This window comes from Myxococcus sp. AM011, assembly GCF_013372595.1.
GTDB lineage: Bacteria > Myxococcota > Myxococcia > Myxococcales > Myxococcaceae > Myxococcus > Myxococcus eversor.
Genome location: NZ_JABXEM010000296.1, coordinates 1 through 13091, shown reverse-complemented (window position 1 = coordinate 13091; position 13091 = coordinate 1). Strand labels below are relative to the sequence as shown.

Genomic DNA, 13091 nt, shown 5'->3' with positions numbered 1-13091 from the left:
CGCCCAACTGTGCGAAATGATGCGCGCGGGCGTGGGGGCGTGGGGGCGGGCGTGTTATGGAAAGTTCGTGCAGAAGATTGGTTATCTCATCCCTGAGTTTCCCGGACAGACCCACATCTTTTTCTGGCGAGAGCTGCAGGCGCTGCCGGGCAAGGGCGTGACACCGGAGCTGGTATCCACCCGTCCCCCGCCCGCGCGCATCATTTCGCACAGTTGGGCGCGTGAGGCGATGTCCCGCACGGAGTACCTGTCACCCCCGGGGACCCTGGGCGTGCTCAAGGCGGCGGCGGAGGTGGCTCGCGCCATGCCCACCGGTTGGGCCCGCTGCCTGGCGTCCATCACCCGCGCCGAAGGGCTGGACGCGAAGGGTCGCGCGCAGCTCCTGGCCTTCGCCGTCATGGGCGGGCGGCTCGCGTCGCTGGCGCGGGAGCGAGGGTGGACGCACGTGCATGTGCACTCGTGCGCCAACGCCGCGCACGTGGCCATGTTCGCGCATCTCCTGTCGGGGCTGACGTACAGCATCACGCTGCACGGGCCGCTGGACGACTACGGGCCGAACCAGAAGGAGAAGTGGCGGCACGCGAAGTTCGCCTTCGTCATCACGAAGAAGCTCCTGGGCGAGGTGAACGAGGAGCTGGCCGGGCACCTGCCGCCGCGCATCGAGCTGGCGCCCATGGGCGTGGAGCTGAGCAAGTTCAACCGCTCGGTGCCGTACGAGGCGTGGAAGGGCGAGGGCCCGCTGCGCATCTTCTCCTGCGGTCGCCTCAACCCGTGCAAGGGGCACGCGGACCTCATCGAAGCGGTGGGGATGCTGCGCGCGAAGGGCCTCGACGCGCGGCTCGCCATCGCCGGCGAGGACGAGGCGGGTGGCACCACGTACCGCAAGGTGCTGGAGGCGAAAATCGCGGAGACGAAGCTGGGCGACGCGGTGACGCTGCTGGGCGCGGTGGGTGAGGACAAGGTGCGGGGCGAAATCGAGAACTCGCACATCTTCGCGCTGGCGAGCCTCCAGGAGCCGCTGGGCGTGGCCATCATGGAGGCCATGGCCATGCGCGCGCCGGTGGTGGTGACGGGCGCGGGCGGCGTGAAGGAGCTGGTGGACGACGGCGTGGACGGGCTGCTCGTGCCGCCGCAGGAGCCTCGGATTCTCGCGGAGAAGCTGGAGCAGGTGGCCCGGAATCCGAAGGAAGCCGAGCGCCTGGGCGAGGCCGGCCGCCGCAAGGTGGAGACGCAGTTCAGCAGCGAGCGCAGCGCGGACATGCTCGCGCTGATGCTCCAGCGCGCGGTGGTGTAGTCAGCGGCGCTCGAAGGGCCATCGCGCGGCGGGGGCTCGGAGGCACGGCATGCGGGCGTCCTGCGGGAGCCCCGCCGTGGGACGAGAGGGGACGACCTTCGAGCCCATGCCGCTCAGTCGCCCGTGCCCTGGCCACGCGCCCGTCGATGTTCCGGACAGGAGAGCGTGCCGACGCGTCCCTGGCTCCATACCCTTGTCCCTGAAGCGTTGGAGTCCTCGGGCTCCGTCGAGTGCTGGGCGGCCAGGCGTCCGGACCCTGCGCCGACGGAGGCGGGACGGGCCGAGGCGTCGTGGGGGGACTGCTCATCGGGGTCGCGCTGATTACAGCGATGGGACCTCGGGAGAGAAGGGAGTACCGGCCTTGGAAGGCACCGAGCAGCTCACCCCTCGCGCTCCCGTTCAGGTGGAGCCACACAGCACCAGCATCCTGCTCGTGGATGACCACGCCTCGAACCTGTTGGCGCTGGAGGCCATCCTGGAGCCGATGGGCCAGCGCCTGATGAAGGCGTCATCGGGGAGGGAGGCGCTGCGGTGCCTTCTGCGCGAGGACTTCGCGCTCATCCTCCTGGACGTGCAGATGCCGGGCATGGACGGGTTCGAGACGGCGCGCATCATCCGGCAGCGGGAGCGCACCCGCTACACGCCCATCATCTTCCTCACCGCGCACGGGCGCGACGAGGCGAACCTGGTGCACGGGTATGCGGCGGGCGCGGCGGACTACGTCGTGAAGCCGTTCCATCCGGACGTGCTGCGCTGGAAGGCGGAGGCCTTCGTCGCGCTCCACCTGCGACAGCGGGCCTTGCAGCAGCAGGAGGCGGCGCTGTGGGAGCGTGAGCGGCGGGTGCTGGAGCGACACGGTGAGGAGCGGTTCCGCCGGGTGCTGGACTCCATGCCCCAGTTCGTCTGGGCCCTGCTGGCGGATGGCACCATCAGCTACGCCAACCGGGGCTGGCTGGACTACGCGGGGTTGTCGCCCGAGCAGGGTCGTCAGCGCGAGGAGAACCTGCGCTGCTTCCATCCGGAGGACGTGGGGCGCGTGCAGCTCACCTGGAATGCCATGCAGCGCTCGGGGCGGCCGAAGGAGCAGCAGTACCGGCTGCGCCGCGCGACGGACGGAGAGTTCCGGTGGTTCCTCTGTCGCACGCTGCCGGAGCGGGACGAGGTGGGGCGGCTGGTCGGGTGGATATCGACGGCGACGGACATCGACGACGCGCGACGCGCGGTGGAGTCCCTGCGGGCGACGAGCGAGGCGAAGGACATGTTCCTCACCATGGCGGCGCACGAGCTGCGCACGCCGCTGCAGGCCGCGAGGAGCTACGCGGACCTGGCGAAGGTGAAGGCGGCGGCGGAGCTGACGCCGCACGTGGACCGGGCGCTGGAGGGCATCCATCGCAGCGTGAGCCGGATGGCGCGGCTGGTGGAGAACCTGTTGGACGTGGGGCGCCTGCAGCGCGGGGAGCTGCCCCTGGACGAGGACGACGTGGACGTGGGCGTGCTCCTGCGCGACGTGGCGAAGCACTTCGAGCCCCTGCCGGAAGGGTGGAGCATCGAGGTGTCGGTGCCGGAGGGCCTGTCGCTGCGGGCGGATGGGGAGCGGTTGGACCAGGTGTTCAGCAACCTGGTGTCGAATGCGCTGCGCTACTCGCCGGATGGAGGGGCCATCCAACTGGTCGCGAGAGCGGAGCCGGGGTGGGTGCACGTCGAGGTGACGGACCACGGGCTGGGGATTCCCGAGGACCGGCTGGAGAGCATCTTCGAGCGCTTCGGTCGCGCGCACGGCGTGGCTTATGGCGGGCTGGGGTTGGGGCTGGCCATCGCCCGGGGCATCGTCGAGCGCCACGGAGGACGCATCTGGGCGGAGTCGGCGGGCCGCGCGGGCGAGGGCAGCACGTTCCATGTCCTGCTGCCGAGGTCCTTGAGTTGATGACCCCGCGGTGACGCGGCGGTGTCAGTCGCGTCCTGCCTGGAATGTCGGAGCGCATTGGTATGGGTATGACCACTCAGGTGGTTCGGCGCCCGTGCCGGAGGGCTGCGATGGGTCGTGGTAGGGCATGGATGGTGTGTCTGTTGTTGCTCTCGGTGACGGGTTGTTCGACGACCCGGGTGGTCCGTCTGGACACGGGCACGGGTTCGCCCAAGGTCCACACGCCGAGCGAGGACGCGAGTCCCGTGGATCTGGACGAGGACGAATTCGCGGAGGCGGTGGAGAGGCTCGCGAGGGACGTGAGGCCCTTCGCGCATCCGTTGAGAGAAGCGCGACAGCGCTTCGGCGTTCCCGAGCGGGGCGGCGTGTATCTGTATGAGGGCCGCAGGCTCGTCCCGGTGGGGGACGACGGGGACGGCGCTTCATCGCCCCAGTTGCTGGAGTCGTACTCGGACGAGGTGCTGACGCGGGACTACGGGCGCTGGTGTGAGCGGGAGCACCAGGGGGGCGACTGTCTGCGGCTGTTGGAGGAGGGGCCGCTGTTGGGGAGTGATGGCAGGTATGCGCTCGCGCTGGCCATCGCGATGGCGGGGGTCTGGGAGGAGACGGGCGAGGCGCTGGAGGGCCTGGCCAATCCGCATGCGGTCCGCGCGACGCTGACGGCGTCGGTGGCGATGTACCTGCTCTTGTGGTCCTTGCCGGAGCCGCTGTCGACGGGGATGGCGTCGCTGCTGACGGCGACGGCGATTGCGTACCTGGGCGTGGACACGGTGTGGCGGGTGTTGGATGCGTGGGTGGTGATGGTGCGGCGGGTGGATGCGGCGCGCACGTTCGAGGAACTGAGCGCGGCGGGTGAGGCATACGGGGAGGTGCTGGGAGAGAACGCGGCGCGAGTCTTCGTGATGCTGGCGACCGCGGCGGTGGGGAGGACGGCGGGGCTGGCGGCGAAGAGCGCGGGGTTGCCGGGCTCGGCTCGGGCCGCGTTGGCTGTCGAGGGACAGGCGGGCTTCGCCTTCACCGCGCTGCGGAGCGTGGAGTCAGTGGCGCTGACGGCGGAGGGCTTCACCGTGGTGCTGGCGCCTGGCACGCGCGGTGGACCTCGGACGCTTCAACCGGCGACTCGGTGATGCGACCTTCGAAGGCAGACCCAAGAAACGTTCGGGTGCTGGTCCCAACGAGCGTTGACTCTCGCCACACCGTGGCGACCTGGACGTCAGTAGGGCGCATCGCGCAGTTGCTTGCTCACATGCAGGCGTTGATTTCCTCGCTCGAGTGCCAGTTGGAGTCCCAGGACGTTGAGCACGTCGACCAGCTTGTCGAGCCGCAGGGTCGACTTGCGACCGCTCTCCACGTCGTAGATGAAAACAGGTCCGCACCCAGCCAGGTCACTCAGCTCGATTTGCGTGAGCCCCAGCCGCTTGCGCTGGGCCCGAACCGAATGGGCGAGCGCATCGAGCCAGGTGTTTTCATCAGGGGGTTCATCCGCTCGCATGGTTTCCAGCGCTCCTGTGGACCCTTCACTCCGCCATGAAATCCATGCGAGCGAATGGTTTCTGGCGATAATGAGCCGGGTTGTCAGGTTCCGCGCTCGTTTTCCATTCGAGTGAATGGATTCGAGTCTTCCTTGGACGGGCCACAAGGCTCCACGGGTGGCTGTGGCTCACTCTGGGGTTTCGCGGCTTCCCAGCCCTCTCGGCTCTATCCCGTACGCGCCTTGACCTCGAGTCCCTCTGTCCGGAGAGCGGATCCGTGCATGGTAGGTTGCGTCCCCCTCCGTCCCGTCAGGAACCATGGCCGCACCCGCTTCGTCCGTCACCGCCGTCCTCGTCGCGTTGAGCGGAAACCTGCTCGTCACCATCGTGAAGTTCGCCGCCTTCCTGCTGTCCGGCTCGGGGGCGATGTTGTCGGAGGCCATCCACTCGGCCGCTGACACCGGCAACCAGGTGCTGCTGTTCCTGGGCCTCAAGCGCGCCGCGAAAGAGCGCGACCAGGACTTCCACTACGGCTACGGCGGAGAGCGCTTCATCTTCGGCATCCTCTCCGCGTCCGGCATCTTCTTCGTCGGCTGCGGCGTCACCGTCTACCACGGCCTCCAGTCCCTCCTTCACCCGCACCCGGCGGAGCTGGGCCCCGTCGTCTTCGGGGTGCTCGGCCTGTCGTTCCTCATCGAGGGCGGAGTGCTCCTCTTCGCCGTGCGCGGCATGCGGAAGGCCGCCGCCGGAATGCCCTTCGGGCGCTACGTGCGAGAGAAGGCCGACCCCGCCGCCGTGGCCATCCTCCTGGAGGACGGCGCCGCGGTGCTCGGCCTGGTGCTGGCCACCGGCGGCATCGGGCTCGCGTACCTCACGGGCAATCCCATCTGGGACGCGCTGGCCTCGCTCACCGTGGGCATCCTGCTGGGCCTCATCGCCGTGTACCTCATGGTGGAGAACCGCTCGCTGCTCTTGGGGCGCGCGGTGCCGGAGGACGTCGAGCGCCGCTTCGTGGAGGTCGTCCGGGCGCGCGGCAGCGTCGCGGACATCCATGACGTGAAGACGCGTCAGCTCACCCCGGAGACCTTCACCTTCAAGGCGGAGGTGCGCTTCAGCGAGGCCTTCGTCGCCACGCGGCTGGCCGAGGCCATTCCCTCCAACATGCCCATCGCCGGAGAGCAGCGCTCCCTGTCGCTCCAGGGCGTCGCCGCACACCTGATTCGCGCGCTCAGCGAGGAGGTCGACGCCATCGAGGCCGACATCCGTCAGGCCATCCCCGAGGCGAAGCACATCGACCTGGAGCTGGAGCACCTCGTCGCCGCTCCCAGCGCGGCCACGGCCCAGCCCGCGCCCGGCGTGGTGGCCGCCCGAGGGACCTGAGGCACACCGACGTCACGCGGACACCGCCCGTGCGCGGAGGCTCACAATCGGGCGCGCGGATGTCCGCCATCCAGCGTTTGAGGTGTCCCCACCTCGGGTGCCGTGCTTGAACGTGTCCCTGATGCGAGGCCGGTTTCCGGCCCACGCGAGCAGGGAGGCGAGCCGTGGCCCCCGAGTCGGACCCCATCCACGAGGACGAGCTGCGCGACGCGTGGCCCGTGCTCGCGCCCCGGGACAGGGTGGAGGGCTTCCGGCTCCTGCCCCCGTCGAGCGCTGACGACTTCTTCCTCTCGCTCTCCACCCATGACCAGGCCGGGCTCCTCCAGGCCCTCCCCCCGGGCGAGCGGCGCCACTGGATGCGCGTGCTGCCTCCGGACGACGCCGCGGACGTCATCCAGCGCCTCCCCACCGAGGAGCACGGGGCCTTCCTCGCCCTGCTGGACGACACCTCCCGCCGCGAGGTGCTGGTGCTCCTCGCCTACTCCGAGGACGCCGCCGGTGGCTTGATGAACCCGCGCTTCGTGCGCGTGCGGCCGGAGCTGGACGTCGACGAGGCGCTCGGCTACCTGCGCCGACAGGCCCGCGAACAGGTGGAGACCATCTACTCCGCCTACGTCCTGGACTCCGCGCAGCACCTGCTGGGCGTGGTCTCCCTGCGCCAGCTCTTCCAGGCCGCGCCCGGCAAGGCGGTGCGCGACATCATGCGGACCGACCTCGTCACCGTGAGGGAGGAGGCCCACCAGGAGGGCTTGAGCCACCTGTTCGCGGAGCACGGCCTGTCGGCCATTCCCGTGGTGGACGCGCAGGGACGGATGAAGGGCATCGTCACCGTGGACGACATCGTCAGCGTCGTCCAGGAGGAGGCCACCGAGGACATCCAGAAGGTCGGCGGCATGGAGGCGCTCGACGCGCCCTACTTCGAGGTGGGCTTCTTCGCCATGGTGCGAAAGCGCGCCGGCTGGCTGCTGGTGCTCTTCGTGTCGGAGATGCTCACCGCCACCGCCATGTCCAAGTACCAGGACGAAATCGCGCGCGCCGTGGTGCTCAGTCTCTTCGTGCCGCTCATCATCTCCTCGGGCGGCAACTCGGGCAGTCAGGCCACCACGCTCATCATCCGCTCACTCGCGCTGACGGAGGTGCGGCTGCGCGACTGGTGGCGCGTGCTGCGGCGGGAGCTCCTGTCCGGCATGGTGCTGGGCGCGGTGCTCGGCACGGTGGGCTTCATGCGAATCACGCTCTGGCAGCACCTGTTCCACAGCTACGGCGAGCTTCCCTGACGTCACCACGCATATCGAGGTGAGGAACGTGCAGATGTACGAGATGATGCCCATGTCTCCGAACACCTGATTGATGTAGCAGACGATGGCGCCGACGATGACCATGGCGGCGGTGCGGTGCTCGGCGACGTTCGAGCGATGGTAGGAGCGCACCGCGAGGTAGATAGTGACGACCAGGTACATCCACACGCCCGTGTAGCCGACCATTCCCCCGAAGGCGAACAACCCCAGCAGGGAGTTGTGCGGGTGGTAGCGGTACTGCGGAAACACGAAGGCGATGTTGGGCAGCGGAATCGGCTCCAGGAACTCATGGCCGTAGCCGGTGCCGAGCAGCGGGAACTGGGTCCACGTCGCGATGACGTCCAGGTTCTCGATATCGCGATAGTCCAGGTTGCCTTCGCCGCCCTCGCCGTCGATGAGCGAGCGGACCTTGTGCACGGGCGCGAAGGCGCCGCCGCGCGCGTTCCACCCCACCGCGAAGTAGACGAGAATCAGTGGGGCCAGCAGCACCATGCCGCGCGTGAAGGTGCGCTTGATTGCGGGCCACGGGGTGATGAGGTAGCCGGCCATCAGGCAGCCCACGAAGCTGACGTAGGCGAGCCGCCGGTCGTTGTACATCATGCCCATGAAGATGAGGAACATGAGGAGCAGCCCGCGCAGCGCGTGAGCGCCCTTGGGCTTCTCCAGGAAGCGCATCGTCGCCACCAAGAGGGCGAAGTTGAACGTCATCGAGTCCGAGTGACACGTGGTGTACTCGACGAAGACGCCCATGGAGGGCACGACGATGGCGCCGAAGTAGACGCTGATGGCGGCCTTGGTCAGCCCCGCGGCGATGACGGCGCGCGCGAAGATGGGCCAGTCCTCCGGCCCGCGCATCGCGTAGTGATACATGGCGACGATGAACGGCATCATCGCGGCCTGGTGCCACTGCCACAGCGAGTTCTTGAAGTCCCCGCCGCGCATCACCCCGCGCACCTCCATGAAGAGGATGGCGATGAGGGACAGCGTCACCACGGCGATGAGCGGCCGGGGCATGGGCAGCGCGGGCGGGTCGATTTTCGACTTCGTCACCCGCCGGTACATGGCCAGCAGCAGCAGGCCGACGATGAGCACGTCCACCAAAGGGAAGCGCAGGGCGCCAATCTTGGTGATGTAGCTGAGCTGGGCGAAGAGCAGCTCACCCAGGGGGTGGAGCGGTGAGGGCCAGAAGCCGGACTGGGGGCGCTCGGGGACGTAGTCCACGGCGAGGACCAGGTAGGTGACGATGAGGACCGGGTAGCGGACCGGAACCTTGAGGATGAGCCACAGGATGCCGACCAGCAGGGCTGGGGCCAAAGCGACCACAGGGTGGAGGAGGGCCCCTCCCACGGTGGCGAGCACCAGGAAGCCAAGCAGCGCCACGAAGCGCGGGTAGGAGGGGCGGTCCGGGGCGTACGTCACGACGCGTTGGAGGCTACATCTGGCGGGCCGGTTGGGATAGATGAAGCCTCACGTATGCCTGCTCCCAGACCACGCGTCCTTCTGATTGCCGAGCTGTGCAACCCCGACTGGGTGAGTGTCCCGCTGGAAGGCTGGTCGCTCTACCGCGCGCTGGCCGAGGTGGCGGACGTGCACCTCGTCACGCACGTGCGCAACCGGGAGAACATCCTGAAGCAGGGGGTGCAGGAGGGCTCTGGGTTCACCGCGCTGGACTCGACGCCGGTGGAGAAGCCGCTCGACAAGGTGGGACAGCTCCTGCGGGGCACGGCGGGGGTGGGCTGGACGACGGCGACGGCGTTGAGCGTGCTGCCGTACTACTACTTCGAGGAGGTGCTGTGGCAGCGCTTCGGCGCGCGCATCAAGGCGAAGGAGTTCGACCTGGTGCACCGCTACACGCCCATCAGCCCCACGACGCCGAGCACCTTGGCGCGGCGTTGCAAGGCGGCGGGGGTGCCCTTTGTCATGGGGCCGCTCAACGGTGGGTTGCCGTGGCCCAAGGGATTTGGTGGGGCGCGCCGGCGGGAGAAGGAGTGGCTGAGCTACGTGCGGGATGCGTACAAGCTGATGCCCTTCTACAAGTCCACGCGGGAGAACGCGGCGGCCATCATCACCGGCTCGCGGGCGACGCGGGGGCAGGTGGCGGGCACGTGGCAGGACAAGACGGTGTACGTGCCGGAGAACGCCATCGACCCGAAGCGCTTCGGCACGTCGAAGTCGGAGGGGAAGGTGGAGCTGCCCCTGAGGGTGGCGTTCGTGGGGCGCTTCGTGCCGTACAAGGGCATGGCCATGCTGATGGAGGCGGCGGCGCCGCTCATCCGTGAGGGCAAGGTGGTGCTGGAGTACATCGGCGACGGGCAGGAGATGCCGAACCTCAAGGCGCAGGCGGCGCGGGAGGGCATCGAGTCCGGGGTGACGTTCGCCGGGTGGGTGAAGCACCAGGAGCTGCAGGGGCGGCTGTCGAAGAACCACGTGTTCGGCTTCCCGAGCGTGCGTGAGTTCGGTGGCGCGGTGGTGTGCGAGGCGATGGCGTTGGGGTTGGTGCCCATCGTCATGGACTACGGCGGCCCGGGGGAGATTGTGAGTCCGGCCACGGGGTTCGCGGTGCCCATCGGGACGCCGGAGGAAATCGTGGCGAGGGTGCGCGAGGTGCTGACGAAGCTGGTGGCGGACCCGTCCGTCATCCGCCCCATGGGTGAGCGGGCGCGGGAGCGCATCTTCAAGTACTTCACCTGGAAGGCGAAGGCGGAGCAGGTGGTGGAGGTGTACCGCTGGGTGATGGGTGAGCGCGAGAAGCCGGACTGGGGCATGCCGCTGGCGGACTGATGCGGGCGCGGAAGCGTTGTCCGTCATATCGCAGGCCCTCGGTCTGGATTTCGGGATGATGGGTGTCGAGCCGAAGCTCGAAGCGCATGAAGTCGCCGAGGTCGAGCTGCCCTGCTTGCTGGAGGCGTGAGAGCAGGTCTCTGGGGCTTCCCGTGAGGCGCAAGTCCACGTCGCGCGTCGTGCGTGCCTGTTCGAGCCGCAGCTCCAGTACCAGTCCTCCCTTCAGTGTGACGGCATCTCCGAAGGCCTGAGCGGCGCGTGCGAGGAAGCGATGGAAGACAAGGAGCTGGCGCCGACGGCTGAAGTCGTCCCCATGTTTCGAGGCCTTCCTCAGTCGTTGCTCGAGAGCATTCTTGAAGGCGCCGCCCGTGAGGTAGCGGCGGGTGTTCATCTCTTCCGGTGTCCAGTCGGTGAAGTGGCGTCCTGGATTCGCGCGACGTCGGACTTGCGGATGAGCCCCCGGTCGAGGGCCTGGGAGATGGCTTGATGCAGCAGCTCCGGAGAAAGCTGCGCGCGGGCGCAGTCCTGCAACGTACGGAGCGGCGAGGTCACTGGAATCGCGGCGGGCCGGGAGCGCTCGGCCGTGGCGACATCGGCGTGGTGGAGCACGACGCCTGGAGGAACTCGGAAGCGGCGGTGCTTCCAGTCCGCGGGCAAGGTCAGGTGGATTTTATTGGGTAGCACGTCGGAGAGGTGATGCAGGGAGAGTGCCGTCTCGTGAGAGAAGACGCCCTGCTGCTCCGACCAGAGCCAGACAGTGACGAGCCCTTCGTCCTGGGCGAGCGGGTAGTGCACCAGCCGGTACACCCCTCTCCGGATTCGGACGACCTTGCCGATGTGCACGTAGTGCACGAGGAGCTGCGGCGAATAGCCCGACTCCGCCGCCTGCTTCGTCGTGAACAGGCCCGCCTGTCCCAGGGCGAAGTCGAAGAGCCGATTCCAGTCCGGCGTCTGGGCGCGCTTGCGGGTCATGCACGAAACTAAAACCTGATTTGAGTTTCGTGCAAGGTCAGTCGAGAGGTCGCACAAAACTAAAATGCTGTTTGAGTTTCGTGCTGAGTCTCGTGGCTCTCCGCACGAAACTAAAATGCCCTTTGAGTTTCGTGCGGAACGGGCCTGGGCCTCGGGTCACTTCCGGGTCTGCTTCACGATGGCCGGGTCCGGGGGCGGCGGGGGCGGTGGCAGCTCGAGCAGCTCCACCTTGACGCGCACGGTGCGGTTGGCGCGCAGCAGGATGTCCGAGCGGGAGTAGGTGTTGAAGTCCGGGTGCTCGAACCGCAGCGTGTACGTGCCCGCGGGCAGCATGGGCAGGCGATAACGTCCCTGCTCGTCCGTCACCGCCCCGCGCTCACCGCTGAAGCTCGGCGACGTCGCGATGACCGCCACGTCGGGGACGGGCTCGCCGCTCTTCACACCGATGACAGTTCCAATGAACACCCCAGGTGGCGCTCGCTCGGGGCTCTCCGCCCTCGACAACACCGGCACGGCGACCAACATCACCAACATGCACAAGAGATAGGGCGCGATGAGCTTCATCATGGAAACCTCGGTCAGGCTCGCGAGTGAGGTGTCCATGTTCCCGACCTCGCCCTCCCCGAGCCTCACGCCCGGCTCGTCACCGCATCACGGTTTCCGCATGGCGCCCGCGGGTCGCGACGCCTCCCGCTCGGAGCATGGTGCCCCTGAGGGACAGAGCGTGTCGCTTCAGCGCTTCGTGATGCTCGACATCGACGTCCGTGAGGCGTGCTCCTCCACGAGCTTGAGGAGGAACTGCTCGGGCGTCCCAGGCGCCAGCTCCGCCAGCGACTGAAAGCCGCGAGGCTGACCCTCGAACGCCAGCGCCCGGTGCGTCGCGCTCCGGCTCCAGGTGGACGCGTCGGACTCCGGACCCCGCATCACCTCCGACGCGGGCGCTCGCGACACCCATGACGTGCGCAGGCTGATGAGCGGTGCGTTGCGCAAGCTCATGACGTCGACGAACTCCGGGACGTCGTTGATCCGCTCCTCCGTCACTGGCCCCATGCGGATGGGCATCTCCGTGCCCACCATCGCGATGCGCCGGAGGAATTCCCGGTCCACCTGGACTCCCGTCGTCATGGAACCCACGTCGACCGTCGGCCCGAGGCTCCTCACCTCCCGCGCTTCGAGGTGCCCGGCATCGAGCGTCTCGACGGGCCCGGTGGCTCGCGCCGCATCGAGCTCCACCACGGGACGGCTCGGGCTCCTCGTCACCGCGGGCCGGGTGCTCGCTTCACCCGCCCGTGTTCCCTCGTCGACGAACAGCGTCACGTCGGTGACGGGGCCCTGACTCCGCTCGACGGGGACGTCCTCGGCTTGAGCCCAGGCAGCCGGCGCCAGCATCCACACGAGTCCACACAGCACTCCACGAAGGACGGACTTCACGTGGTCAACCTCGAAGCATCGAGAGGACACCAGCAGCCGGAAGCTCCCAGCGATGATCTCCCCACGAGCCCACCGGCTTCATCATGGTTCCGTCATGGTTGCTGACGCGGCGTGGTGGATCCACGCCAGGAAGGCCCGACCCTCGCTGCTGACGCACCGTGCGAAAGCCGACCTTCCGTTCGACCCGGGTCCAACCCGGTGACGGGGACTCACTAGCCTCCCGTCCCATGCGCTTGCCCATCCTGGCGTCCATCCTGTCGCTGCTGTGGTCCGGTGTCTCCGCCGCCCATCCCCGCCCCGGCCCGGTCTGGGCCGAGAGCGCCATGGTGAAGATACGGCCCCAGACGCCACCTCGGGTCGAACGCGAGGTCGAACTGGTCGGCGCCCGGAACGAATACCTCTCCTTCCAGGTGGGCCTGCACGGCGGCGCCTCGGGTCTCAAGGGCGTCCGGGTCCGACTGCCTGCCCTGTGGAACGGCCCGCGCCGCATCGACGGAGCGAACATCCTCCTCTACCGAGAGGCCCTCCTGGACATCACC

The 13091-nt window shown here is 68.3% G+C and carries 10 protein-coding genes and 3 pseudogenes; 7 read left to right on the top strand and 6 right to left on the bottom strand.

What is annotated here, in order from left to right; genetic code table 11:
- Window positions 1-16: 16 nt before the first annotated feature.
- From epsE to HUW62_RS39975, 3 genes and pseudogenes are all read left to right on the top strand, one after another.
- The gene (gene epsE, locus HUW62_RS39985) at window positions 17-1294 is read left to right on the top strand and encodes an exopolysaccharide biosynthesis GT4 family glycosyltransferase EpsE (RefSeq protein WP_255203916.1); all 1278 of its coding nucleotides are present in this window, start codon (window positions 17-19) and stop codon (window positions 1292-1294) included.
- A gap of 361 nt (window positions 1295-1655) precedes the next feature.
- Window positions 1656-3218, top strand: a complete 1563-nt coding sequence (gene epsF, locus HUW62_RS39980) for a response regulator EpsF (RefSeq protein ID WP_176437410.1) — start codon at window positions 1656-1658, stop codon at window positions 3216-3218.
- A 110-nt stretch (window positions 3219-3328) separates the two neighbouring features.
- Window positions 3329-4300, top strand: a pseudogene (locus tag HUW62_RS39975) (hypothetical protein); the annotation flags it as partial.
- A 131-nt stretch (window positions 4301-4431) separates the two neighbouring features.
- Here the strand turns inward: HUW62_RS39975 and HUW62_RS39970 are convergent.
- Window positions 4432-4710, bottom strand: coding sequence for a helix-turn-helix domain-containing protein (locus tag HUW62_RS39970; protein WP_163868577.1), 279 nt, complete (start codon window positions 4708-4710; stop codon window positions 4432-4434).
- 298 nt (window positions 4711-5008) lie between these two features.
- Here HUW62_RS39970 and HUW62_RS39965 point away from each other — a divergent pair, with 298 nt between their 5' ends.
- The gene (locus tag HUW62_RS39965; RefSeq protein WP_163868576.1) at window positions 5009-6070 is read left to right on the top strand and encodes a cation diffusion facilitator family transporter; all 1062 of its coding nucleotides are present in this window, start codon (window positions 5009-5011) and stop codon (window positions 6068-6070) included.
- Between the two features lie 164 nt (window positions 6071-6234).
- Window positions 6235-7347, top strand: a complete 1113-nt coding sequence (gene mgtE / locus HUW62_RS39960; RefSeq protein WP_176437409.1) for a magnesium transporter — start codon at window positions 6235-6237, stop codon at window positions 7345-7347.
- A gap of 39 nt (window positions 7348-7386) precedes the next feature.
- Here mgtE and wzy read toward each other — a convergent pair.
- Window positions 7387-8715 (bottom strand): annotated as a pseudogene (gene wzy / locus HUW62_RS49730) (exopolysaccharide repeat unit polymerase); the annotation flags it as partial.
- Window positions 8716-8841: 126 nt separating this feature from the next.
- On the opposite strand from wzy, the gene epsH reads away from it, so the two are divergent.
- Window positions 8842-10149, top strand: a complete 1308-nt coding sequence (gene epsH, locus HUW62_RS39950) for an exopolysaccharide biosynthesis glycosyltransferase EpsH (RefSeq protein WP_163868574.1) — start codon at window positions 8842-8844, stop codon at window positions 10147-10149.
- On the opposite strand, the gene HUW62_RS39945 is transcribed toward epsH, so the two are convergent.
- From HUW62_RS39945 to HUW62_RS39930, 4 genes are all read right to left on the bottom strand, one after another.
- The gene (locus tag HUW62_RS39945) at window positions 10052-10540 is read right to left on the bottom strand and encodes a nucleotidyl transferase AbiEii/AbiGii toxin family protein (RefSeq protein WP_163868573.1); all 489 of its coding nucleotides are present in this window, start codon (window positions 10538-10540) and stop codon (window positions 10052-10054) included. The two genes, epsH and HUW62_RS39945, sit on opposite strands and share 98 nt — an antisense overlap.
- Window positions 10537-11121, bottom strand: coding sequence for a type IV toxin-antitoxin system AbiEi family antitoxin domain-containing protein (locus tag HUW62_RS39940; RefSeq protein WP_176437408.1), 585 nt, complete (start codon window positions 11119-11121; stop codon window positions 10537-10539). The genes HUW62_RS39945 and HUW62_RS39940 overlap by 4 nt, the downstream gene beginning before the upstream one ends.
- Window positions 11122-11277: 156 nt before the next feature.
- Window positions 11278-11724: a carboxypeptidase-like regulatory domain-containing protein gene (locus HUW62_RS39935; RefSeq protein WP_255203915.1), complete on the bottom strand. Its 447-nt coding sequence runs from the start codon at window positions 11722-11724 to the stop codon at window positions 11278-11280.
- Window positions 11725-11853: 129 nt separating this feature from the next.
- Window positions 11854-12552, bottom strand: a complete 699-nt coding sequence (locus HUW62_RS39930; RefSeq protein WP_176437407.1) for a hypothetical protein — start codon at window positions 12550-12552, stop codon at window positions 11854-11856.
- A 227-nt stretch (window positions 12553-12779) separates the two neighbouring features.
- Here HUW62_RS39930 and HUW62_RS39925 point away from each other — a divergent pair.
- Window positions 12780-13091, top strand: a pseudogene (locus tag HUW62_RS39925) (hypothetical protein); the annotation flags it as partial.